The sequence below is a fragment of the Microcoleus sp. T3_B1 genome (assembly GCF_036700445.1).
Classification (GTDB): Bacteria; Cyanobacteriota; Cyanobacteriia; order Cyanobacteriales; family Microcoleaceae; genus Microcoleus.
The window spans coordinates 101098-125495 of record NZ_JAUBOX010000011.1 but is presented as its reverse complement, the minus strand read 5'-3'; the positions used below and the strand labels follow the sequence as shown (position 1 = coordinate 125495).

The window sequence follows — 24398 nt, the reverse complement described above, 5'->3', positions numbered from 1 at the left end:
GGCCTGTTCCACAAAGAGTGAATTTTCTTGTGGAACAGGCCGAAAAGCCTGTTAAGCGAGAATGGTGCAAGATGTGGGTTTAAACTGCATCGGCTTAATCGGCAAAATTTTTGATTGTTTACAATACAAGGCAAATGATTCGCTTGGGGAAGGATGGGTTTCATGACTGTAGCTGGCGATCGCTTGACAAATTTTCCTGACTCTGAATGCGCCGGACAACCTGACGGTATCAGTTGGGACTGGCAGAGCTGGCAAGGCTTGCCCTATCTGACTTGCAGCTTGCTTTCTCGCTGGTCTCACGGCTTTTTTACTCGCGATTTCTCGCCCCAGGGGCCGATCGAGCTGACGGAAGTTCTCGAACCGGGAGCTAAGGTTTACCGACTCCAACAGGTACACGGCAATGCGGTACTCAAAACCACTGAGTTGTCCCCGGTTGTGGCTCCGGACTCGGAAACCGCTGCCTCAAGCTATGCTGAGGCTGATGGCTTGGTGGCAGCTCGAGAATTGGAGGCGCTGTGGGTTTGCTCGGCTGACTGTGTGCCGGTGCTGATTGCTGACGATCGCACGGGACTGGTTGCGGCAGTTCACGCGGGTTGGCGCGGGACTGCTGCTAAGATATTACCAGAGGCGATCGCTCAACTTGTGGCACAAGGCAGTCAACTAGAAAATCTGAAGATTGCTATGGGGCCGGCGATCGCTGGAGAGGTTTACCAGGTATCTGTGGAAGTAGCAGCGGAACTGGGAGCCACCATTGCTCCTAAGAGTGCCGTTAGTGCAACAGCCGACGGCATCTGCGAGTTTTTGCATCAACTGCCGGAAACGCCTGTCTTAGCCGATCCAGAACCGGGAAAAGTACGCTTGGATGTTCGCCTCTGCAATGCTCTGCAATTGCAGCAGTTGGGAATCGATATTTCTCAAGTGGCGATCGCTCCTTTCTGTACTTATTCTGACTCGGCTCGCTTTTTTTCCTACCGCCGCGATCGACTTAAAAAAGTCCAGTGGTCGGGAATTGTGAGCGCCAGCAGGACAAGTCCCTTCTGAGGGCATTTGGCAGAAGGTAAAATTTTAGACGGCAAAGATAAAAATAAAAATCTTTGGATTCATTATTTTTTTTTTACGAATGCCAAATGCCTTCTAGTTTCTACCTTCGTAAGGTTTGCTGGTTCCTGTTTTCAAGCACTAAAAACTAGCAGCAAAACTCTTGGGAAAGCGGCAGAGCTCCCGCCCCGCTTTCCTCTCTTGTTAAGATTGCTATATAACGAGAGTCTTCAGCGGGTTATTACAATGAGTGAGCCAACTCCCTATCAACTTCTTGAAGTCGATGAAGATGCTTCCTTTGATGAAGTGCAAGAGGCCCGCACGCGCCTAGGCGAGCAGTACAGCGGTGACAAGAAACGTTTGGAATTGATCGAAGCCGCTTACGATGCGATCCTCATGGATCGCCTGCGGCAGCGACAGGAAGGGAAAATTAAAGTACCCGAACGCATCCGCTTTCCCGAACGGCTGACTCCCCCACCCCCAAGCTTTACTCCCTCTCCTCCGAGTGGCAGCCCAGCTTGGTTGCAGCGGTTAATCGATACTCCTAGTCGATCGGACATTTTGTGGCCGGCTGGGGTGTATGTGGGCTTAGGCGGACTGAGTATTTATCCGGCGGCTAATGATGGTTTACTACAGTTGACTCTGGCTCTTGGGGTCGGCTGTTGTCTTTATTTTGTTAATCGCAAGGAACAAAAATTTGGTCGCGCCGTGCTGCTGACTGTGGCTGGCTTGGTTATAGGCTTGTTGCTGGGAGGATTTTTTGGTTCTTTGGTCAGTCCGGCATTTATAACAACAGAGAAATTTATCGCTTTGTTTACGTTTTTAATTCTGTGGCTGGTCAGCGGTTTTCTGCGATAGTCAGCAGTCATTAGTCAGCAGTTATTAGTCAGCATTCATTAGTCAGCATTCATTAGTCAGCAGCCAACAACTAATAACTGTGAAATCAAGACCTCTGATAAATAACATCAGCTAACAATTAATAACTAATGACTAATGACTGGGGAATTGTTGACTGTTGACTGTTGATTGATGACTGGGGAATTGAGGACTAATGACTGTTGACTAATGACTGGGGAATTGAGGACTAATGACTAATGACTAATGACTAATGACTAATGACTACTGACTATCTAAAATAATCTCAACTGCTTCACTCAAATTGTTAGCAATTAAATCCGGTTGGTGCATTTCTAGTTGGGTGCGATCGCGAATTCCGCACAAAACACCAATTACCTTGACACCGTGCGTTTTTGCTGATATGATGTCCGCCTCCGTATCGCCAACCATCCAAGTGTCAGAAGCCGGCGGCAGTTCGGCCAGAGCTCTTGCCATCAACAGGGGCTTATCTTTGACATCCCCGGTTTTAACGTAATCGTTGGGGAGGCAATAGCGGCGGTTTTCTGGGAAAAATTGCCCTAAATTGCAGCGGTTGAAGGCTTCATCTAGTTCCCTAACGCGGCGCATGGTCATCACCACTAAGTCTACTCCAGCGCCCTGCACCTTTTCGAGAGTTTCCAGAGCGGTGGGAACGGGTCGATCGTAAATCATGTAGGGTAGGGTGTGGACGGTTTGACGACGTTTCTGGGCAAAATCGCGGGCTTGGGCTGCGTCTAATCCTGAGAGGATGGCGATTTCGGTTTCGGGAACCCGCGCGCGCTTCATGTCCCAAAACTCTGCCTTGGGGAGTTCGCGCACTGGTTGCCCCTCACGCTGAGTCTCGGCCAGACAATACTGGTAAACTCGGTAGTAGCGATCGGACACGTCCATGATCGGGCCGTCAAAGTCGGTAATAAGTCTCAGCATTTAGCAGAGTATTTTTAAGCTTTTATACAAATCCTTCGATACTATATCATTTAAAGGTAACACTTTCTTTACAAAAATTGACACAAATACCCTGGGGAGGTAAGGTCTATAGGAATGGTGCTAATTAAAGCAAACATTTGAATTAAACTGTGCTGTTCCTCAACTTGAGCGGTTGTCAGCCATATCGGGGAATTCAAAATTAAAATGTGCCGCACAAATAGTGTAAACAGCTACATATTGTTCATAAATCTCTACCTCAATCGAGGCTGATTTTGACTGCGCTTTCTCAAAAAAAGTGGGTTTAATTAATATTTAGCCCCATTTTTAAAACAAGCAAAAAAATGCTTGGATAATCCAAAGTGTACTGTTTGCATAAATTAGCTAGCGGTAACAGGTGATGACATCAGCCAGTATAAAAATTCCCATGATAAATAGCAGCCAAACAACAACTAATATCGTTTCCGGTTGCATCGGCATCCTAAAATCGAGTCAACAGTTAACACTCAACCATTCTGTTTTTCCACCCCTCCTTCTACAGTCAACAGTCAACAGTCAACAATCATTCCGGTGCAACCGGAATTGATGTAACTTTACCGGCTAACCTTTGAGAGAGATGCTCTACAATAACGAGATGCTTCCAACATTAACTGTAGAGAGCAGCCCCAGAAGTATTAATATTCTTCTTTATAAGCTGTTATCCTTACGCAGGATTGAATACCTCACAGTCGATCGGGAACTTAAGATTAAAGAAATATCTTTGAAAGTGCAAGATTTTGCCTACATTCATGAGGAAGTAGGCGAAGGAAAAGACGTGCGCGATAGTTTTCCTGAACTGATTGGAATTGAAGGAATCCTTGAAGATATTATTGAAGAACGACAGCAAGACTTTCAGTTAAAGTCAATTAGCAGAGTTCTCAAAGACGGCTCTTATTTGTATCTAAATTTGTACATTTTTGGTTGTAAGGGACAAGCCACTGCTGACAGATTGATTATTTTATGCGAAGATGTGACAGATAGCATTGGATCTCCGCAAACCATCGTTCATGCTGCCAAGAAAACAAGTATTAAAGGCGATAACTTAGCTGCGGCTGGCGATTATATTGACAAAATTATTAATTCCCTAGGGGATGTTTTGTTCGTAACAGGAACATCGGGCCAAATCAAAAAAGTGAATCAAGCTGCACAGCAATTATTTGGATATACCGAATCGGAATTAATCGGCCAATCCATATCCATGATTACGGCTGAGGAGGAATTGTTACGCAAAGTCAGCCAGCTACCTCCTGCACTTAAAAGCGAATATTGGCCTCAAGTAAAAGTAGCTTGCCAAACGAAAATAGGTTTAAAGCTGATTGTTGCGTTTTCATGCTCTAGTTTCGAGACAAGCACAGGAAGCCCGGATGCAGATAGCGAGGTTATACAAGATTTTGTTTATATCGGCAAAGACATTACCAAGCAACAACGCATAAAAAAGTGTCAAGAAGCACAGTATGCTGTTACTCATATCCTATCAGAATCAAGTTCTCTAGATAATGCAACTCCGAGAATTTTGCAAGCTATTTGCCAAAGTTTTGGGTGGGATCTTGGCGAACTTTGGACGCCTGCAGAGGCGGAGGAAGAAACTAGATTGGGTGCGGAAATAAAATCTGAAAAAGAGTCACTTTGGTACCTGCCACTTTGCTGTCCGATCGAGGAAACTGCTGGTTTGCGACGGGTGGCAGTTTGGCAGGCAGCGGAGGAAGTTAGGGAGTTTGCCGAAAACAACGAGCAGATTACTTTGGCGGCGGGTGAGGGTTTGCCCGGAGCGGTTTCCAAGAGCGGTTCTACGCAGTGGATTACCGATCTTGTGGGCGATCGCAATTTCGTGCGATCGCACTTGGCAGAGGAAGCGGGACTGCGATCGGGATTCGGTTTCCCCATTCACGCTAGGGGCCAAGTTGTAGGAGTAATGACTTTTTTTTGCCGGGAAGAACTGCCACCCGATCAAGATTTACTTCAGATAATAGCGGTGGTAAGTTCTCAATTAGGAGAATTTGTCAAGCGCAAATATGCGGAGCAAGAATTGTACGAAGCTGAAGCTTCAATCCGATTTTTGTACGAACAAGAAAAACGGCAAAGTGAAGAATTAGCTCGGCAAAATTTAGCTTTAGAACAAGCCAAATTAGAATTACAAGCAGCTAACATGGAATTGCAGCGGCTCGCTTCGGTGGATGGATTGACTCAAATTCCCAACCGCCGCTGTTTTGACAAAAAATTGGAGTTAGAATGGCAGTTGATGGAGCGAGAAAAAGAGTCGCTGTCTTTAATTTTGTGCGATATCGATTTTTTCAAACTTTACAACGATCATTACGGCCATCAAGGAGGCGACGAATGTTTAAAAAAAGTTGCCGAGATTTTAGCTAACAACGCTCAGCGGGCAGGAGATTTAGCCGCCCGCTACGGCGGCGAAGAATTTGCGGTAATTTTGCCGCGAACTGATGTGCAGGGAGCAATACGGGTAGCTGAAGCAATTCGCAGCGATTTGAAAGCGGCGACAATTTTTCATGCTGCTTCCAAGGTAAGTAAGTTTATAACTCTCAGTATGGGGATCGCTACTACTGTACCGGCTGCTGGTGTATCGATTGAGGGGTTAATTGGACAAGCCGATCGAGCGCTGTATCGAGCTAAACTAGAAGGGCGCGATCGTATAGTTGCCCTCGACTTGAAAAGAGAATTTCAGGGCCCCAAAGGAGTATTTTCTGATGATTGTGAGAGAAGCTAAAATCGGTGACGCACCTGCAATCGCACGAGTTAATCTAGATACTTGGCGGACAGCTTACCGGGAAATTGTACCAGCAGATTACCTCGCACAGTTATCCTATGAAAAGCGAGAAAGCAATTGGCAAGAAATCCTCCTAAACGCAGAAAAAAGTAAAAATTTTGTGTGCGTTGCGGAGAATGAATCGGGAGAAATTGTGGGTTTTGCTGCGGGTGGTTGCGAGCGCACCGGCAAATATATATATAAAGGAGAATTATTTGCCATCTATATTTTGGAGGAATATCAGCGTCAAGGAATCGGACGGCAACTCGTGAGAACAGTTGCCACAAAATTGGCAGAATTAAGTTTGAACTCGATGCTAGTTTGGGTACTAGGAGACAATTCAGCCTATAGGTTTTATGAATTATTAGGAGGTGAAAAAGTAGATGAACAGCAGACAACTAGAGCAGGAGTTGCACTCAAAGAAATTGCCTACGGGTGGAAAGATATCGCCGTGCTGATTAACACGCGGATATGACCAAAAAAGTGGAAGCTTTATCAATCATCTATCAAACTTCCCCTCTTCATTTGTTCGCGTTCAATGGCCTCAAACAAAGCTCGAAAATTCCCCGCCCCAAAACCTCCAGCTTGCACCGGTGTGCCGTTAACTAAACTAACTCGGCGCTCAATAATCTCGAAAAAGAAAGTCGGTTCTGCAAAAATTGGCTGGGTAAAGATTTGCAGCAGCATCGCTGCGGGAGTATCTTCTTGCCAATCTGCCAAAACTTGACAAGCTGCAATTGATTGCCAATCTGCGGGTAAATAGTTTTGTCGCTGCTGCAATTCGGAGTAGTATGTGGGAGGAACAGGCAGAAAAGGCAAACCGCGCGATCGCAAATCGGCAACAACCCCCACAATATTATTAGTTTGCAAAGCCATGTGCTGAATTCCCGGCCCCCGATTTGCACTCAAAAACTCTTGAATTTGAGAATTAGCTGATGCCGGTTCATTAATCGGGAATTGCACCCCACCTTCAGCGTGCACCATAACTTGGCTCCGCAAAGCCGACTTCTCCGTCTGAATGTCAAAATTTTGCTGCGGTTGAAAACCTAATATTTTTTGATACCAACTAACAGCACTTGATAAATCCCCTGATTCAACATTTAACACTACGTGGTCGATTAGGGTAAACATCGGCAGCTTAGGAGAAGCCGATAGCAGTGAATGGCCGCCAATGCGCTCAACGAGCGTGTGGATTAAATCTCCCCAACCAGCGATTTTTGCCCGCTTAAAATAGCCTCTTTCGTTTAGGTCTTCTTGAATCGGTTCCAGGATTTTAGCGCCTGCCGCAGCCGCTCTAGCTACCGCTAATTCGATATTTTTTACCCGAAAACCCACATCGGCAATCCCTGGAGGATGAAACTTCAACCAACTAGCAGCGGGACTAGCGGGTGTCAGGGGCGAAGATAAAACAAAACATACATTGCCGCTGCTGACAACTTCAGTTTGAGTGTGGCTGTTGGCATAACCGGCAGTTGATTGAAAGCCTAAGCGGCTGACAAACCAGTCGCGGGATATTTTAGCATTTTCAACGTAGAAGTGAATGCGATCGAACTCCATAATCAATAATTGAAAATGGAAACTGAAAAAGGGAAAATCTGCTGATTTTCAAGGCGAAATTGCAACGGAGGAATTGAGTAATGGATATTTTTCATACTTTTTATTGCGCGCCCACTTAATAATAACCTAAAAATTGAATATTCTAGCTCCCTCTGAAGGTAGAAATAAGTCGGCACTTAAAAGAAACCCGGTTCTGTGATAACTGAGGTTTGACCGCTAGGCCTTCGCCAATAGGACTAAGGCAAAAAAATGGTTTGACGCGCTACTTATAGGGGTAAGGTGCACCAGCCCGTGCACCTACATAATTAAGTGCTGTACAAGTTCTCAAACCTAAAAATATCATAATTTTTATTGCCTTCAGCTTCCGCTGCTTTCTGCATTCAAATCACTCCTCAATCGCTAAAAGAACAAATGACTTTCCGGCTGAATATTAATCTCCATCGGCACAGCTTGCGGGTCAGCCGAAAGAGCAAACATAATCGCATTTGCAGCAGTTTCAGTAGTCAGCATTTTTGACCTGTCTACCTTCAAACTCACATTATCCCAAAACGGAGAATCCACCCCGCCAAAATAGAATAGCGTAAACTTAATGCCGTAGCGTCGCAGCTCATCTGCCATGCACTTGCTGAAACCAACTACCCCAAACTTTGAAGCGCAATAAGCCGTTCCCATCGCCATCGAATGCTTGCCCAAAATCCCGATGACATTGCAAATGTGCCCGGATTTCCGCTCTTTCATCACATTCGCCGCTGCTTGAGACGTGTAAAAACTGCCTTTTAAGTTCAAGTCAAGCATGGCATCTAAATCAGCGGGTTCTAACTTGTTCCACTGCTTGAGAATTCCGGCACCGGCGGCGTTTATGAGGGCATCAATTTGTCCGAAATGTTCCACAGCTTTGTGCATCAGCGTCTCGACTTGCTGCAAATCGGTGATATCTGTGGGCACGCACAGTACCTCTGTTGTTGAAAGTTCGCTAGCTAAAGCGTCTAACTTACTGCTGTCTCTGGCGGCGAGCACTAGCCTCGCACCCGCCTCAGCGAGTTTGCGGGCCACTGCTGAACCGATGCCGCCAGTCGCACCCACCACAACCACAACTTTGTCCTGCATATCCCTTTACATTTCTTTACGTCCAGATTGTATGATAGCTCAAGTTGCTAGTAATGGGGATGTTGCACCATTCTCAATAAGCTTTGTATGAACAGGCTTTTCGGCCTGTTCCACAAGAAAATTCACTCTTTGTGGAACAGGCATCTTGCGTATGAACAGGCTTTTCGGCCTGTTCCACAAGAAAATTCACTCTTTGTGGAACAGGCCGGAAAGCCTGTTCCGGTGCAATATGTGAGTTGTAATTGGACGTTTACATAGGGGTTCTCAGGAAAGTAAGGTACTCTTCCTGTTTGGCCAATGCCCTGTTTGGTCAATGCCCAAGAACACCTCATGTTACTGAGAAAGGCTATATATTTTAATTTTTAATTAATTGAGGGAAACTTGCCAGCCTTTTTCGGCTTTTTTTAGCTGGAGAGAAGCGCAGGATTGCAAAAATTTAGTGAATTTCCTACCGAGATTAAAATCTTTAATTATTTGGGTAATTTGTTTGCCGTATTGTCGGTGAAATTCGCTGCCTACATTGGAGAGAAATACAGAATTTTCAGGAGAGTTGCCGGTTAACTCGCCAACGATTTTGACAAGAGCTCTTTCCAAGTCTTCCAGAGAATTAATATCTGTCAAGGTGGCAGGTGCTGCCTGGTGGTTATTCAGATTTTCTTGGTTAAGTATTGGCGGTGGAGGCGATAATCTCACTTCAAAAAGAGTGACATAAGTTTGAGAAGTTTCTGAGGGTTTGTGGAGGGCAAAATCGGTGGGATATTTGAGAAAGATATCCCTGGTTTTAGTGCCGAGCAAATGATGAGAAACAACTTGATTTAGGACTAAGCCGTAATTTTCCTTAAATAAAGCTGAAACAGTAGAAAGTTTGATCCACTGAGTTGATGTGCGTTTTTGCTCTTTTTTGATTAATTCTTTTAGCTGAATAACTAATTGTTCTAGGGGTGTAATTTCCGGTGTGGTTACGAGGGAATGGGTTTCTACTTGTCCGGTTTTGCTGTTTAAAACTATGATTTTATCTATTTGTTTGCGGACTTGAAATACTGTTAATCCGTGGGCTTGCAGTGTATTGCTGAGGTGAGTGAGGGCGCGATCGGACGAACAGACAAAAATCTCTTTGGCTGTGGGATAATGTACGAAAATCGATGCGCCGACTGTAGCCATTTTTAAGTCGGCGCTGTCTTTGCCGGGGGGGACGTGAATGAGTTGATAGCCGCGCTGGTGAAATTCAGCATCTTTTTTGCCCATGCTGCGCCAGTTGGCAAAGGCAACTTTGATTTGGATGGGATAGTGGCAAATTCCCTCTAGGAATTTTTCGGTTTCGATGTTGAGTTGCAAGTTTTCGACATCAAGCAGCAAGATAGCAATGCCGCTAGGAAGCGGGGCTGGTTGATTGGCTGTTGGAGTTGGAGGTTCTGACGAAACTGAGTTTTGTGATTTAGCTGGTGCTGTTTGAGATTGGGCTAGCTGCTGAATTTTGGCAGATAATTTGCTGAATTGAGGTGAATTAACGAATTCTGGAACCAGCAGAATTTGCAGGTATTTTTTCGCAGTCAGCAGCAGGGAATCTGTATCGCTGGCTACGCTGAAACTTTTTGTCAATTTTCCAATCAAAACTGACTGAAAATCAGGTTTGCCCCAGGGGGTTTTCCTGTATTTTTCAGCTATCCATTCGGGATGCTTTTCCTGAATGGTAATGAGGGTTTGAGCTATATAGCGACTGATGGCGCTGAATGCGAGAGATTCTTGAGTCGCCAGCAAGGGGGTTCGATCGGGCATGGCCCTCTACAATGCGGGATGCTGTTTCAATTTATCACACTTCTAGTTTCTCGCCGGGATTCGGACGATCGCCCGCCAAATTAAACCGGCGACAATTAATGCCAATCCTGTCAGCCAAATTTGCCTCTCCACCCAGAAAGCCAGAAACAGACAATTCCCCAAACCCACCCAAGCCAACCACTGCGGATAAAGCCTTTCGGCGGGGGAAAGTTGCAGCGCGGCGAGGTTGGTGATAGCGTAGTAAATCAAAACACTAAAAGCGCTAAATGACCAAGTGGTTTTGACATCGCCGACGAGGATTAAAAGTGCGATCGTAACTTCGACAACCACCACAGCCACATAAGGAGTTGTCCCCGAAGGATTCAGCCGCGCCAAGACTCTCGGCATATCCAAGCGTCGCCCCATCGCCAGCCAGATGCGCGACAGCCCTAAAATTAAGTTCAGCAAGACTCCCAACATAGCGGTAATTGCGCCGACGGCTAGCAGTTGAGAAACTCCCGGAATTCGGAAACTCCGGGCGATGACTTCCAAAGGTGCAGTCGTGCCGCCTGGTAACGACAATTTATCGGCTCCCCCCGCGCCCGCGACAACTACTGCTACCCCCACGTAAAGCAGCATTGTCAGCACCAAAGTGAAAATTATGGCTTTGGGAATGGTTTGCCTCGGTTCCCGCACTTCCTCGCTCATTGTGGTGATGCGGGCGTAACCGCTATAAGCGACAAACATCAGGGCGGTGGCCTGGAAGATGGAGCCGATCGAGCTATGATTCTGTACGGTGGCGATTTCCCACCTTACCTCTGGCAAACCGACAGCAACAAACACCGCTAAGGATAGAAGTGTAACTGAGACTATGGCAGTATTGGCAATATTCGATCGCCTAATTCCCGTCAATACAATTAAAGTGATGGCGGCGAGGGATCCTAAAGCTGTTAGGATCAGGTAAGTGCGATCGGCGACACCAACTGCATTTAAAAAATACCCCGCAAAACCCAAAGCAGCAGTAGCTGCAGAAGCCGTTTTCGCCAACAAAAACATCCAGCCGGCAGTGAAACCCAGCCAAGGATTGAGATATTTGTAGCCATATTCATAAGTACCACCGCTAACAGGATGATTTGCCGCTAATTGAGCGCTGTTAAGGCCATTGCACACAGCAACAAAAGCTGCCATACCTACAGCCAAAATCACTCCCGGCCCAGCAACTTCCGCAGCAATGCCGATACTCACAAATACTCCCGTGCCAAGAATCGAACCCAGGCCCATGAGAGTTGCGCCAAAAATACCTAACTCTCGCTTCAGAAGTGGTGAAGACATAAATATAGCGGTTTTCTGTTCAGTGCCATACTGATAGTAGGTTACATCTAGCAATATTTGCAATAATTCCGGCCGGGGCCTAAACCCCCGCCTCAAAAATCAAGTCCCCAGCTAGGAGGACTGCAATACTTCTTGAGAATGTTGCCCAATATGAGTCAACACTAATATCAATTCCGCTTGCATTAGAATGATTAAACCGCAGAGTACGCAGAGAACGCAGAGGAAGAGAACAGAGAGATGAATAATTCCGATGAAGAGTGGATTTGATATAATTCAAATACTATTACTATTTCATAGTGTTATGAAGAGGACTTTAACTGTGAGACAGGGACTTAAGCCCCTGTCGGAATATAGCGACTGAGAGAAAGGAAAGCACCCTGGTATTAACCGAAACGGCCTTGAATGTAATCTCTCGTACTCGAATTGCCCGCAGAAGTAAAAATCTTACTTGTCGGGCCAAATTCAACCAGGCGGCCGATGCGACTTTCATCAGTATTAAAAAAAGCCGTGTAATCAGAAACGCGAGCAGCCTGCTGCATATTGTGCGTCACAATCACAACAGTTAACTGCTGCCGCAGAGTCTGAAATAACTCCTCAATCTTCATCGTTGAAATCGGATCAAGAGCAGAACAAGGTTCATCCATCAGCAAAATTTTCGGCTTCACAGCCAAAGCGCGAGCAATACAAAGTCGCTGCTGCTGTCCCCCCGAAATCCCCTGAGCAGATTTCTTCAAATCGTCTTTGACTTCATTCCAAAGCGCCGCACTTTTGAGGGCAGATTCCACAATTTCATCTAATTCTGCTTTGCTTTTGCGACCAAAAATCCTCACTCCGTAAGCAATATTATCGTAGATGCTCAGCGGAAAAGGATTGGGTCTTTGAAACACCATGCCAATTTGGCGTCGCAAACTATTAATGTTTACTTTTGGGCTGTAAATATCCTGTCCAAAAAACTCTACTCTTCCTTTAATTTGAACCTTTCCCTCCAATTCACCAATCCGGTTGAGAGCTTTGAGAAAGGTAGATTTCCCGCAACCTGAAGGCCCAATAATCGCCGTAATTTGCGGATGAGGGATATTCATCGATAAATTTTCTAAGACTTTGTGAGTTCCGTAATAAAAACTCAAGTCCTGAACCCGCAGTGCTGGCATTGCATTGGGGTCAATTTCCGGGGTGGCATCTTCTAGGAATTGATGTGTATAGTCTTCGGATTTCAAGTTAGCTTTAGGTTTCATTATTTGCCTGGTTATATTGTTAATATTTGACGGATAGATGCACTTTAGTTATTGAATTATCGATTTTGCAAGCGTTTCCGAGTTACTGTACGGGATGCGACGCTAGCAATTAAAACCATGCCCAAAAGCACAGAGGCAGCAGTCCACGCCAATTCGTTCTGCTCCTTGTAAGGAGAGCTAGCGTAGCTATATATTAATACCGACATAGAAGGAGTCGGAGTCAGCAGTGTTTCGGGAATTTCTTTGAGTTTTGAGATAGTTTCTGCACCTATGGGAGACTGCATTATCTCGCCCAACTTATCAACTAAAGGAGGCCAAAATTGACTCGATAACGCCGTTACAATCAGCGGTGCGGTTTCGCCGGCGGCGCGGGAAGCAGCGAGTAAAATACCTGTGGTAATAGTTGGAAGTGCTGAGGGTATGATAATGCGAAACATAGTTTGAAAGCGTCCCCCTCCCAAACCAGCAGAAGCGAGGCGGTAAGAAGTAGGCACTAATTTTAATGCTTGTTCTGTTGTCAGAGCAACAACTGGAAGCATGATTATGCCGAGGGCAAAACCGCCTGCTAAGGATGAAAATGCTTTGGTGGTAACGACAATTAGGGCGTAGGAAAAGACGCCAACTACGATCGAGGGAACGCTGCTGAGAATGACGGTTATAAACCGGATACTATTGGTAATCGCTTTGTTTTCTCTCCCAAACTCCGACAAAAATATTCCCGTCATTACGCCTATAGGTACGCTGATTAATGTCGCAATTCCTACCATTAAAGCAGTGCCGAGAATCGCATTTGCAAAGCCGTTGGGCTGGTCTTCAACTCCGACGGGTGCTGGTAGAGACAATAGCACTTCCCAGCTCAAATGTGTCAGTCCTTCCCCCAGAATTTTGTATAAAATAGCAAACAAAGGGAGCAGGGCGAGAGCTGTCAGAGCGAAAGCGATAACTGTCATTCCCCGGCTGAAAAAAGTTCGGCTTAGCGACAGGGGGTTGTTGATTTCTGCATCCAGAATACTGTTGGAATTTTGTGCTTGAGTCATGCGATTTGAGATTTGAGATTGTAGATGGAACCAGCGGGGAAATCCGGCGGTGCGGCTTGCGATCAAATTGCTTTCGATGATGTTAAGTTTTAGCTTTCTTGGCCCCAATTAGCTGAACTAACAATACTGCGATCGCATTTACCAACAAAGTGATCACAAATAGAATTAGGGCTAAATACATCAAAGCGCCGGTGTGCAGCGGTTCGATAGCTTCGCGAAATTGACTTGCCAAAACAGCAGGAATTGAGTAGCTGGGAGCGAGCAGGGATGGGTTAATTTGAATCGAGTTGCCAATTACCATTGTGACGGCCATTGTTTCGCCTAAAGCGCGTCCCAATGCTAATATGGTGGCGCCGATAATCCCCGAACTAGCTGCTGGTAATAACAGCTTGAATATTGTTTCCCAGCGGGTAGCGCCGAGGGACATGGAAGCACTTCGCAAATCTACTGGAACCGACAGCAAGACATCGCGGCTAATGGCGGCTACTGTGGGCAAAATCATAATTGATAACAGTATTCCCGCCGGCAGCATTCCGGGGCCTAAAGGTTCGCTACTGAACAGGGGAAACCAACTGAAATTATCGAACAATGACTGCTGCAATGGCAACAAAAAGGGAATCAAAACAAAGATTCCCCACAGCCCAACTATCACGCTGGGAATGGCCGAGATTAATTCAACCATGAATCCCAAGGGCGATCGCACCCAAAGGGGTAAGAAGTTCTCGCTAGTAACTATAGCTACTGACAGCCCTAAAGGAAGTGCGATGATTATGCCGATCGCAGAACTAATTACAGTACCGTAAATAAACGGCAAAGCCCCAAATTGCAACTCGCCGATATCCCACTTGGGATTCCACAAGAATGAGAGTCCAAATTTGCTAATAGCAGGCCAAGCATCTTTAAAAATTACCGCACTCATCAAAAACAACGTACCCGCTGTAGCTAGGGCAAAACCCCACACAAATACTGTAAATCCTGACTCTATCCATAGACCTTCACCAGCAGTATCTGTCAAATCTACTTCTGTGTTTATTTCTGTCGGTTTCCGAGTCAATTTGTTCGTTTTTTTTGAAATATTGGTCATACCGAAATTATTGCGGAAAAAGTGAAATATTTGCTTTAACGACGAGTGATTCTAATTAGTTGCTAGAGTTGCAATGTGTACCATTGATGTCAACTTAAGGCTGAAACCTTCTATCTCTCTCGTTTGTATCGAAACCTCGCTCCCCCTAAATCCCCCTTAATAAGGGCAGGGCTGTTTCATTCTCAGAAAAACCAGGGTTTTGTAGGGGCGGTGCCAAGAGTGCCCGCCCAGCCGATAGACGAGCGGGTAGGGGTTTCAGATATCGGGGCAACCACGGGGGGATTGCCCCTACAAGAGAATGAAACAGCCCTGCCTTAATAAGGGGAGTAGGGGTTGACTTTGAAAGCCTCATAAATCCCCCTAAATCCCCTTAATAAGCGGAACTTTCAATGCTCTTGTTCCCCCCTTTTTAAGGGGGGTTAGGGGGGATCGAGGATTTAAATACGAGCGAGAGGAATGTAAAATTTAGATGGGTCTCCGCTTAACTCATAACCCCGTGCGATCGCCCCAATTAACCTCTAGCAACCACAGTCTGATTAACTGCTTGAACCACCTTTTGAGCTGTAGCTGAAGGAATTGTAGTAAACTCTAGCTGTTTGTTGATACCTTGACCTGTAGTCATCACCCAATTAACCATCTTTTTAATAGCCTCTGCTTTCGCAGCAGGGTACTGTTTGTAGATTAACAGCCAAGTCAAACCAACAATCGGATAACCGTCGTTAGGATTGCCTTCTACTAAGCGGAAATCTGCGGGGAATGTTTCCCCTGCTAAAGCTTTCTCTGCTTCAGCCAAGCTAGGCTCTACAAACCGGCCAGCTTTATTTTGAATAAATGCTGTTTGGAGATTGTTTTGCCGAGCAAAAGTATCTTGAACGTAGCCGATCGCACCCGCTGTATTCTTCACCAAAGCAGCTACGCCGGGGTTTCCTTGACCACTGACAGGGCTTCCTGGCCAACTCGGCTGAGCGGCAGCTTTGATGCTGCTACCAGTTGCCTGCAAGTGGTTAGCAAAAATAAAGGTTGTACCGCTGCTATCTGCGCGTACAGCTACTCGAATCGCAGTATTTGGCAAGCCTTTAGCTTGTCCAGAAATTCCGGCTATTTTAGGATCGTTCCAGCGAGTAATCTTCCCTTCAAAGATGCCTTTCAGAGCATCGTTACTTAGCCTCAGATTGGTCACTCCGGGCAAGTTATAAACAACTGCAACAGCGCCGCCAGCCGTGGGAACAGCTATTACACCCCGCTTTACCTCAGCGATTTGTGCAGCAGTCATCAGCGCGTCGCTGCCTGCGAAATCAACAGTCCCTGTAATTAATGCTTTGATGCCAGCACCGCTACCAGTTCCTTGGTAGTTTACAGTAATTTGATTTGCACTTCTCATCTGAGAGAAGTAGCGATCGTAAAGGGGTTTCGGAAAAGTGGCTCCCGTACCGTTTAGGGTAACAGCAGCTACAGCGGAACTAATCAAAGTCAGCGAAAATGCTGCTGCTGCTAGTGTCACTATAAAACTACGTCGCCAACGTCCTGTGAAAAAATTCATATTCCTCCTCTCCCTTAATAGCCGACTTTGCAAATCTACGACCTAGGATAGACTGAAATCCGCAAGGAAAGGGAGCAAAAAGAATAAGGTTGTTTTAAATTTTGGTTAATAATAGATTAAATAATAAAAGAATAAGCTTGTCTTAAATTTTGGTTAATAATAGATTAAATTTTTCGACCGAAAACTCGGAAACCTGATTTATTAAATACATCAGGGAGCGGACTGTGCGATCGCCACTTCATAAATTTTACCTTTTTTCTTAACTTTAAATATTTTACATGACTGCAAAAAATCGGCAAATTTGGTGTCCAAATCCAGCGATTTCAGCTTTTTAGTAATTGGTTGACCGTATTGCTTTTTAAATTCGCCGGCCACCTGGGGAATCGGAATGTAACTACCTGGAGATTCAGCAGTTAATGCCATTACAATTTTTGCTACCGATGCTTCGAGGGCGGCAGATAATTCAATTTTTGAATCGGAGGGTTGTTGAACGAGTCCCACTTGATGTTCTGTACCGATTAATTTAATTTTAAACGTAGCTGATTGCAACTGCAAAAATTTGATTAAACTAGAAGCTTTACCCAAAAAGCTTTTTACAATTAAATCAGCATGAGAGTGATATTTAGCAAAAAAAACTTTCTTAATTCTTGTTACAGGAATAGCATCCTCTTTCAACTCATTTTTTGCAGAGTCAATTATTTCTACAAGTATATTTTTTAAAACATCCAGCGACTCAATAGCCTTTGAATTGACAGCAGGTATTATTTCTGGCAAATTTTGCTCCGCAATATTTGGAGGAACAGCAACGGTCGCCAAAGATGGTTCAAGCACCGGGGGAAGTTGGTTTTGTGCTGACTCCGCCAGTGCTGCTGCTGGGGAATTTGTAGAATTGAACGCAACATTACGGCGCTCTTGAAAAAGCTCAGCCACACTATAAAAACGAGCGATTCGCTCATCAATAGATTTGTGTTCAGCCTTCAACAACTCTGCAACTTGATTAGCCAATTCTTCAAAACTAGGGATTTCCTCTTCCCTTTCGCAAGAATAGTGCTTGCTCTCACCATTCTGACAGTTTTCTACAGACAAAACCGAATTTTGCCGACGCACCCGAAACACAGTCACTCCCTGATTTTGCAACTGATTGCAAAGATGATTTAACAAACCATCCGAAGAACAGACAAAAACTTGTCGCACATCCCGATATCGATATAAAATAGCAGCGCCAAAAGCAATCATCTTACCATCAGCACTATTCGCACCGCCCGGAACGTGAATCAGTTCGTAACCGCGATCGTAAAGTTCAGCATCCAACTTCCCCGTACTCGGATTTTTCCAGTTAGCAAAAGCAATTTTAACTTGCAGGGGATAGTCGCACAAACCCGCTAAAAATTGTTCTGTATTAAGCTTAAGTTTCAGATTTTCGGCATCTAACAGCAAAATCGCAATCCCGCCGGACTCTGTGGTGGTTGCAGGGGCGATTTCATGCGGGATAGCTTCGCTTAACCGTGTTTCCGTGCATGGGCGACTTAAAGACTGCGGACTGGGCGGCTCAAAAAATTGTTTGCGACAAGCTTTGCAAAGATACCGCTGATGACCGTTGGGACGGCCGTTTTTACGAAGTTGGTCAGATTCACATCGAGGACATTTCATGTAACTATTATTGCAGCCTCCTCCCGAACCCAACAAGGCATTACCTATCTTCTTCTTTCTCTTCCTACCCTACCCTTCACCGAACCCCTGCGGGGAACGGGAACGGCTTCGCCGAACGCGCCATTGGCGTCTTCGCGGTTCGTTAAATACGTATCTTTTGAGCGGTTCAGGAGTAACTTGTGGCAGTCGATCGGCTCATAATAACAAAAGAACGTTAACAATTCTTAAAAAAAATGGCTAGAGACTTGCGGGGATTCCTAAAACTACTCGAAGAACGGGGACAACTGCGCCGGATTAGCGCTTTAGTCGATTCCGACCTCGAAATTGCCGAAATTTCCAACCAAATGCTGCAAAAAGGCGGCCCTGGACTGCTGTTTGAAAACGTCAAAGGGGCCGAATTCCCCGTCGCAATCAATCTGTTGGGTACGGAAGAGCGCGTTTGCTGGGCGATGAACATGGAAAAGCCGATCGAACTAGAAGAGCTCGGCAAAAAACTGGGAATGCTGCAACAGCCAAAACCGCCGAAAAAGATTTCCCAAGCGATAGAATTCGGCAAAGTGCTGTTTGACGTAGTAAAAGCCAAACCGGGCCGCGACTTTTTCCCAGCTTGTCAGCAAGTGGTATTTGAAGGAGAAGGGCTGGATTTGAACAAAATCCCGATGATTCGCCCTTATCCGGGAGATGCGGGCAAAATTATCACCCTGGGTTTGGTAATTACCAAAGATTGCGAAACGGGCACGCCGAATGTGGGGGTTTATCGGTTGCAGTTGCAGTCAAAAAACACGATGACTGTACACTGGTTATCGGTGCGGGGGGGCGCGCGGCACTTGCGGAAAGCGGCGCAGGCTGGTAAAAAGTTGGAAGTTGCGATCGCCCTGGGAGTCGATCCCCTGATTATTCTCGCCGCAGCAACCCCCATTCCTGTAGATTTATCGGAATGGTTATTTGCCGGACTTTACGGCGGTTCCGGCGTGCAATTGGCGAAGTGCAAAACGGTAGATTTGGAAGTACCGGCGGACTCGGAAATTGTGTTAGAAGGAACGATTACGCCGGGGGAAGTTCTGCCCGACGGGCCCTTCGGCGATCACATGGGTTATTACGGCGGCGTGGAAGATTCGCCGTTGGTGCGGTTCCACTGCATGACGCACCGCAAAGACCCGATTTATCTGACCACATTTAGCGGGCGGCCGCCGAAAGAAGAAGCAATGATGGCGATCGCGCTTAACCGTATTTATACGCCTATTTTGCGGCAGCAAGTATCGGAAATTGTCGATTTCTTCTTACCGATGGAAGCCCTGAGTTATAAAGCGGCAATTATCTCGATCGATAAAGCATATCCCGGTCAAGCGCGCCGGGCTGCTTTAGCATTTTGGAGTGCATTACCGCAGTTTACTTACACTAAGTTTGTGATTGTTGTCGATAAAAGTATCAACATTCGCGACCCGCGTCAAGTAGTTTGGGCAATTAGTTCTAAAGTCGATCCGGTTCGGGATGTATTTATTCTGCCGAATACGCCTTTTGATACGTTAGATTTTGCCAGTGAAAAGATTGGTTTGGGAGGCAGAATGGGGATTGATGCTACTACGAAGATGCCGCCGGAAACCGATCACGAATGGGGGGAAGTTTTGGAGTCCGATCCGGATGTGGCGGCGATGGTAGAAAGGCGTTGGGCTGAGTATGGTTTGGCAGATTTGAATTTGGGTGAAGTCGATCCGAATTTGTTTGGATATGAGATGAAGTAGGGGAATCAACCGTAAAGGCGCAGAGGAGGAGGGGAGAGTGATAATTTCTCCCTTTTTTTCGGAATTTTGATAAACTTAGAGTAACGTTTAGTCACTTCTGAGATTTTCAGTATGTTGGAATAGTTGCTCACGCTTAAAAATGCAAAATGAAAAATTAAAGATGGAGGATACACCATGACATCGCAACTTCAACAAACCATCAATCTGGCTCGGTCACTTTCATTTACAGAGCAGCTTGAACTCCTAAAAACACTATCCACAATCATTCAACAAACCCATTCTCTAGAAAACCAAATCACGCCCGAAGCAGACACAGATTTTTCAGGAGAAAGCTTTCGCACATCCTGGCGACAAGCTGTAACCGGACAAACTCTACCCCTTTCTGAACTTTGGGAGGGCATCGAACAAATATCTTGCATTTGTTGCGACATTCCGGCAGGGGTTTAAACCCCTGCCTCAAAACGAAAGTCCACGCTTTGTGGACTGAAGAAATGATTGATTCAAAATTTAAAAAAAAGGATTGAAGCGGAGAGCGATCGCCTTTTCAGTCGTCTTTAGACGACTTGAGCTTTGATGCGGGGGTTTCAACCCCCGACGGACTGTTGCAAAAAAGGATTGAAGCGGAGAGCGATCGCCTTTTCAGTCGTCTTTAGACGACTTGAGCTTTGAGGCGGGGGTTTCAACCCCCGACGGACTGTTGCAAGAAGTGCAAAAACTAAATCACAAATCAGTTTACCGTTCCAAAACCTCAACCAAGTCTTCCACCATCACATCGAAGACAGCAGCAAGTTTCTGCAAAGCCGTATAGTCCACCGTTGCCATTTTGGGAGCTTGGGCGTATTTTTTAACCGTGCTGTAGGGAATTCCCGTTCTGTCAGAGACTTCTTTGAGCGTCCAACCCTTTTCCTCAGCTAGTTCTCGAACCCGCAACCGAATTAATCCCATCTTCCCGCTGACAAATCAGTTTACTGTTCCAAAATCTCAACTAAATCTTCGATCGCAATATCGAACGCACGGGCCATCTTGTCCAAAGCTGTGTAGTCAACGGTAGCCATGCCTGGAGAATTGGCATAGGTAATGATCGTGGTATATGGAATACCTGTTCTTTTGGATACTTCTGTCAGATTCCAACCCTTCTCTTGAGCAAATTCTCGAACTCGCAGCCTAATTCGTCCCATTCCCTCTTGACAACACTCGAGTATTCGAGTTTAATATAAAACATAAATAAGCGATCGCCCTCGGACCTGAGAAATCAAGGGCGATCGCCTTTCATTCACCACCCACAAAAGTGGGAAGGATTTTCCTATGATACCAAAACAACCGACATATCGCGATCGACTTCAACCTTGGTGCATAATTCGCCACCTCCCCAACTGTCAGCGCTTAACAGTCGCCCGTTTCGCCCGCCGCCCCGATGCCGAATCTTACCTAAATGCACTGCGCCGCTTAATGCCCGCAGTCCCGCATACAATTGTTTTCCTAAATGCGGTGTCTGTGTTAGATGAAAACAGCGTTCCAATTCCGGCACAATTGTCGATCGAAGTTTAAGCGTTGAAAAGTGTGAACAACAGGTAAGATGCCGGTTCCACAAACATTAAAATATGTTGTGGGGTGGGCATCTTGCCCGCCCAAGAAACAGGCAAGATGCCTGTTCCACAAATATTCAACTAAACTGGAAATAGATTTGAGTCAAGGAGTCACATCAATGCCATCTCCCTTCCCCGGTATGGACCCGTATTTAGAGCATCCTGAACTCTGGCCTGCCCTACATCACTTGTTAATTAGTGAAATTTTTAGATTTTTGTCTCCCCAACTGCGTCCTAAGTATTTAGTCTCGTTGGAAGTGAGAATCTATGAAACCGCTGACGACAATTTATCAATTGGCATTCCTGATGTAAACGTAATTCAGCCAAGAACTACAACCGAATTAATCACATCAAACGTAGCCATTGCAGCGCCCCCAACACAACCCTTGACAGTAAATATTCCCATGCCCTACCAGGTTCGGGAAGGCTATTTAGAAATTAGAGAAAGAGGAAACCAAGAACTAATCACCCTGATTGAACTCCTCTCGCCTAGCAATAAGCGCACAGGAAAAGGGCGACAAATGTACGAAGAAAAGCGAGAAGAAATTTTATCCAGTCGCACTCATTTAATTGAAATAGATTTATTGCGGCGCGGTCAAAGAATGCCAGTTATTGGCAATGACATTGAAAGCCACTATAGCGTTTTGGTGTGTCGGGGAAATCGCCGTCCCAGAGCAGATTTGTACGCTTTTAACGTGCAGAACCCGCTGCCTGCTTTTCCTTTACCACTGCGATCGGGCGATACCGAACCTATAATCAATTTGCAGGAATTATTCAATCAAATTTATGACATAGCAAGTTACGACCTCAAGATAGATTATCGCAACTGGGAAGTCATACCAGCGCTGTCAGAAGCCGATACAATTTGGGCAGATGCTTGGTTGCGCGATCGAGGATTGCGAGATTGATTTGGCGTACCGCCATCCTCTTAGTCTGCGGAGGCAGACTTCGTTTCTGTAGAAGCGATTTCAATCGCCGAATGACTTAATTCAAGCATTGCTTAACACCTAAACATCTTGACTTTGCATCAACCGCTGCTTCAAACGCGCCGGATCTCCCCGATCGACCACCTCGCCCTTTTCCAACAAAAAAGCCCCATCACAATAATTCAACTCATCCAAACGGTGAGTCACCCACAAAGCCGTAATCCCGCGATTTTTCACCAACCGCTGCACCGCCGCCACCAAATCCAACTGAGAATCAGGATCTAACAAAGCCGTCGGTTCGTCCAACAGCAGAATTTCGCAGTGACGGGCGATCGCCCCAGCAAGAGCAATTCGCTGCTTCTGGCCTCCACTCAAAGCATAAATCGGCCGCCGCTGCAAATCCAGCAAATTCACAGCCTCCAAAGCCTCCGCCACCCTCGCCCGCACCTGAACATTAGAAAGCTTTTCCTCCACCAAACCAAAAGCCACATCCGCACCCACCGTCGGCATCACCAATTGGTGGTCGGGGTTTTGGAACACAAAACCCACGCGCCCGCCCAGGTCAATTTCTCCCGACTGGGGGTGCAGCAGCCCAGCCATCAGCCTCAACAGCGTAGACTTGCCGCTGCCGTTAGTGCCCAAAAGCATCCAAAACTCGCCCTTGGGTACATCCAGAGAGCAACCTTGCAACACTCGATCGCCCGACGGCCAGCAAAAACCCAAATCCCGCACAGCAACGGCTGACTGGCTCATATCGGCACCAACACCCCCAGCCCTCATTCTGCTGTCATCGAGACAAAACCAGGGGATCTGCCTGTAGATGACGCCCCCGATTTCTGAGAAACCACCACCCCAGAAATCTCGCTGCTGAGTACAGCCACCTTTTTCTCAGGATTTTTCTCGCAGGTGAGTTCCAAAATTTGCGGTTGGGAGTTGCGAATCGCCGCCAGTACCTGCTGGTAAACAGTCTCAGCGTCTTCCTCCAACTTCCGCTGCACCGACAGCGAGACGGGCGTATTTTTCACAATGATGTCAATGCTGAACATTCGGTTTAAAAAAATTAACTGTAAGATCCCAATTTTAAGTATAGGTGCTGAGGAGCAGAAGAGGATGATGGGATGGAAAAGATGGGGGGATGGGGAAGATGAGGACAGTCATTCGATTTTAGATTTTAGATTTTAGATTTTGGATTGACTTGCGCGAGATCAATTCGGGGGCTTGAGGATTTTAGATTTTAGATTTTGGATTGAGCCCACGGATAAATCACGTGGCGGGTACCACCTTTGAAATTCGTGGTCATGGACGCAACTGGCACATGGTGATGAGTGCGATCGCCCCTCGAACAGGAAGAATACAAGTGCGATCGCCTCCTCTCAAACTCAAAGGCGATCGCGATTAATTTCACTCAAATAGAGTGGACAAAGCCCATGCTACAGAATCACAAAAGCATTTGCCGTCAAAGCGCTTTGCGCTACCCCTTGAACGATACCCAAATAACTGGAGTCGGCTTTAACTTTAATTGCTATAGAATTGACAGCAGGTTGTCCAGTCAGAGTCAAACTGACATTTTCAAAGGAGAGGCCGCCAAATGTATTCCCGTCGGTGAGACCAATTTTGTCGCCAGTCTTGAAGTCTGTAATCACATCTGCATCTGTTAAACTGGTTGCGGCTATCTGTCCCCCACCTAAGACAAATGTATCGTTTCCATCGCCACCGGTGAGAAAATCTTGATGGCGATCGCCATAGAGAAAGTCGTCGCCAGCACCACCAGTTAGGCTATCTTTCTCTTTACCGCCCCGGATAGTATCATTGCCTTCTCCTCCGGTAAGAGTATCGTTGTCATTGTTGCCTAATATTTGGTCGTTGCCAGCACCACCTTCAAGGGAATCTGACTCTTTACCGCCGGATAAACAGTCATTACCCGCACCTCCGTCAATTGTATCGGCTCCTTGCATTCCGTTAACTGTATCAGCGCCGCTGGTGCCGGTAATTTTATCGCTGCCAGATAGGGCTAAGATTTGTTTACCAGTAGCAGTCGAGGGCAGTGAGAACAGCAAAATATCATCATTACTGTCTGAGAGGTTGTAAAATAGACCCGTAACAGTGTTTGCTGATTGCCCAGTAGGATTGCCTGAGCCGGGGGCATTAATTGTTGGTGTTGCGATATCTACAGGTGTACCGAAAATCTGTGGCGATGTTCCGGTAT

24 protein-coding genes and 1 pseudogene are annotated in these 24398 nt (G+C 46.1%); 9 read left to right on the top strand and 16 right to left on the bottom strand.

The window, feature by feature from the left end; all coding sequences use genetic code 11:
* Positions 1 to 162: 162 nt before the first annotated feature.
* Positions 163 to 1041: a peptidoglycan editing factor PgeF gene (gene pgeF / locus QT990_RS08920; RefSeq protein ID WP_333138979.1), complete on the top strand. Its 879-nt coding sequence runs from the start codon at positions 163 to 165 to the stop codon at positions 1039 to 1041.
* 243 nt (positions 1042 to 1284) lie between these two features.
* The gene (locus tag QT990_RS08915; RefSeq protein ID WP_333138982.1) at positions 1285 to 1896 is read left to right on the top strand and encodes a CPP1-like family protein; all 612 of its coding nucleotides are present in this window, start codon (positions 1285 to 1287) and stop codon (positions 1894 to 1896) included.
* Positions 1897 to 2157: 261 nt separating this feature from the next.
* On the opposite strand, the gene QT990_RS08910 is transcribed toward QT990_RS08915, so the two are convergent.
* Entirely contained in the window at positions 2158 to 2841 is a 684-nt protein-coding gene (locus QT990_RS08910; RefSeq protein WP_333138984.1) for an HAD family hydrolase, read from the bottom strand.
* Positions 2842 to 3472: 631 nt separating this feature from the next.
* Between QT990_RS08910 and QT990_RS08905 the strand changes: the two genes are divergently transcribed.
* Both QT990_RS08905 and QT990_RS08900 read left to right on the top strand, forming a co-directional pair.
* Positions 3473 to 5602 carry a diguanylate cyclase domain-containing protein gene (locus tag QT990_RS08905; RefSeq protein ID WP_333138986.1) on the top strand — a complete coding sequence of 710 codons (2130 nt, stop codon included), beginning with the start codon at positions 3473 to 3475 and terminating at the stop codon, positions 5600 to 5602.
* A complete protein-coding gene (locus tag QT990_RS08900; RefSeq protein WP_333138988.1) occupies positions 5583 to 6116 on the top strand; it encodes a GNAT family N-acetyltransferase in 534 nt (177 codons plus the stop codon). Before QT990_RS08905 ends, QT990_RS08900 begins: the two co-directional genes overlap by 20 nt.
* Before the next feature lie 20 nt (positions 6117 to 6136).
* Here QT990_RS08900 and hppD read toward each other — a convergent pair whose 3' ends face one another.
* From hppD to QT990_RS08850, 10 genes and pseudogenes are all read right to left on the bottom strand, one after another.
* Positions 6137 to 7198: a 4-hydroxyphenylpyruvate dioxygenase gene (hppD, locus tag QT990_RS08895; RefSeq protein WP_333138990.1), complete on the bottom strand. Its 1062-nt coding sequence runs from the start codon at positions 7196 to 7198 to the stop codon at positions 6137 to 6139.
* Between the two features lie 399 nt (positions 7199 to 7597).
* Complete coding sequence (locus QT990_RS08890; protein WP_333138992.1) at positions 7598 to 8305, bottom strand: SDR family oxidoreductase; 708 nt, start codon at positions 8303 to 8305, stop codon at positions 7598 to 7600.
* Between the two features lie 366 nt (positions 8306 to 8671).
* Positions 8672 to 10081 (bottom strand): NYN domain-containing protein, encoded by a 1410-nt coding sequence (locus QT990_RS08885; RefSeq protein WP_333307513.1) that lies wholly within the window; start codon positions 10079 to 10081, stop codon positions 8672 to 8674.
* A 42-nt stretch (positions 10082 to 10123) separates the two neighbouring features.
* Positions 10124 to 11392: an APC family permease gene (locus tag QT990_RS08880; RefSeq protein ID WP_333465144.1), complete on the bottom strand. Its 1269-nt coding sequence runs from the start codon at positions 11390 to 11392 to the stop codon at positions 10124 to 10126.
* Positions 11393 to 11775: 383 nt separating this feature from the next.
* Complete coding sequence (gene pstB, locus QT990_RS08875) at positions 11776 to 12627, bottom strand: phosphate ABC transporter ATP-binding protein PstB (protein WP_333139000.1); 852 nt, start codon at positions 12625 to 12627, stop codon at positions 11776 to 11778.
* 56 nt (positions 12628 to 12683) lie between these two features.
* Positions 12684 to 13664, bottom strand: coding sequence for a phosphate ABC transporter permease PstA (gene pstA / locus QT990_RS08870; protein WP_333139002.1), 981 nt, complete (start codon positions 13662 to 13664; stop codon positions 12684 to 12686).
* A gap of 82 nt (positions 13665 to 13746) precedes the next feature.
* The gene (gene pstC, locus QT990_RS08865; RefSeq protein ID WP_333139005.1) at positions 13747 to 14748 is read right to left on the bottom strand and encodes a phosphate ABC transporter permease subunit PstC; all 1002 of its coding nucleotides are present in this window, start codon (positions 14746 to 14748) and stop codon (positions 13747 to 13749) included.
* 511 nt (positions 14749 to 15259) lie between these two features.
* Positions 15260 to 16288 carry a phosphate ABC transporter substrate-binding protein PstS gene (gene pstS / locus QT990_RS08860; protein ID WP_333139007.1) on the bottom strand — a complete coding sequence of 343 codons (1029 nt, stop codon included), beginning with the start codon at positions 16286 to 16288 and terminating at the stop codon, positions 15260 to 15262.
* Between the two features lie 210 nt (positions 16289 to 16498).
* Positions 16499 to 17767 carry an NYN domain-containing protein gene (locus QT990_RS08855; protein ID WP_445252032.1) on the bottom strand — a complete coding sequence of 423 codons (1269 nt, stop codon included), beginning with the start codon at positions 17765 to 17767 and terminating at the stop codon, positions 16499 to 16501.
* 69 nt (positions 17768 to 17836) lie between these two features.
* A pseudogene (locus QT990_RS08850) lies at positions 17837 to 17932 on the bottom strand (IS1/IS1595 family N-terminal zinc-binding domain-containing protein); the annotation flags it as partial.
* Positions 17933 to 18171: 239 nt separating this feature from the next.
* Between QT990_RS08850 and QT990_RS08845 the strand changes: the two are divergent.
* Together QT990_RS08845 and QT990_RS08840 are read left to right on the top strand one after the other, a co-directional pair.
* A complete protein-coding gene (locus QT990_RS08845) occupies positions 18172 to 19680 on the top strand; it encodes a UbiD family decarboxylase (RefSeq protein WP_333102256.1) in 1509 nt (502 codons plus the stop codon).
* Positions 19681 to 19854: 174 nt separating this feature from the next.
* Positions 19855 to 20127, top strand: coding sequence for a hypothetical protein (locus tag QT990_RS08840; RefSeq protein ID WP_333139009.1), 273 nt, complete (start codon positions 19855 to 19857; stop codon positions 20125 to 20127).
* A gap of 285 nt (positions 20128 to 20412) precedes the next feature.
* Here the strand turns inward: QT990_RS08840 and QT990_RS08835 are convergent, their stop codons facing one another.
* The gene (locus tag QT990_RS08835) at positions 20413 to 20625 is read right to left on the bottom strand and encodes a helix-turn-helix domain-containing protein (RefSeq protein ID WP_190663748.1); all 213 of its coding nucleotides are present in this window, start codon (positions 20623 to 20625) and stop codon (positions 20413 to 20415) included.
* Positions 20626 to 20645: 20 nt separating this feature from the next.
* Positions 20646 to 20858, bottom strand: coding sequence for a helix-turn-helix domain-containing protein (locus QT990_RS08830; RefSeq protein ID WP_096831645.1), 213 nt, complete (start codon positions 20856 to 20858; stop codon positions 20646 to 20648).
* 127 nt (positions 20859 to 20985) lie between these two features.
* On the opposite strand from QT990_RS08830, the gene QT990_RS08825 reads away from it, so the two are divergent.
* Both QT990_RS08825 and QT990_RS08820 read left to right on the top strand, forming a co-directional pair.
* A complete protein-coding gene (locus QT990_RS08825) occupies positions 20986 to 21228 on the top strand; it encodes a hypothetical protein (protein WP_333139012.1) in 243 nt (80 codons plus the stop codon).
* 157 nt (positions 21229 to 21385) lie between these two features.
* Entirely contained in the window at positions 21386 to 22174 is a 789-nt protein-coding gene (locus QT990_RS08820; protein ID WP_333139111.1) for a DUF4058 family protein, read from the top strand.
* Positions 22175 to 22273: 99 nt separating this feature from the next.
* Here QT990_RS08820 and QT990_RS08815 read toward each other — a convergent pair whose 3' ends face one another.
* Both QT990_RS08815 and QT990_RS08810 read right to left on the bottom strand, forming a co-directional pair.
* Positions 22274 to 22945 carry an ABC transporter ATP-binding protein gene (locus QT990_RS08815; protein ID WP_333263503.1) on the bottom strand — a complete coding sequence of 224 codons (672 nt, stop codon included), beginning with the start codon at positions 22943 to 22945 and terminating at the stop codon, positions 22274 to 22276.
* A gap of 23 nt (positions 22946 to 22968) precedes the next feature.
* Positions 22969 to 23238 (bottom strand): hypothetical protein, encoded by a 270-nt coding sequence (locus tag QT990_RS08810; RefSeq protein ID WP_190663726.1) that lies wholly within the window; start codon positions 23236 to 23238, stop codon positions 22969 to 22971.
* A gap of 221 nt (positions 23239 to 23459) precedes the next feature.
* Here QT990_RS08810 and QT990_RS08805 point away from each other — a divergent pair, with 221 nt between their 5' ends.
* Positions 23460 to 23591 carry a hypothetical protein gene (locus QT990_RS08805; protein WP_333139016.1) on the top strand — a complete coding sequence of 44 codons (132 nt, stop codon included), beginning with the start codon at positions 23460 to 23462 and terminating at the stop codon, positions 23589 to 23591.
* Between the two features lie 31 nt (positions 23592 to 23622).
* On the opposite strand, the gene QT990_RS08800 is transcribed toward QT990_RS08805, so the two are convergent.
* On the bottom strand, positions 23623 to 24398 hold a 776-nt coding region (locus QT990_RS08800), incomplete at its 5' end, for a calcium-binding protein (RefSeq protein ID WP_333410138.1).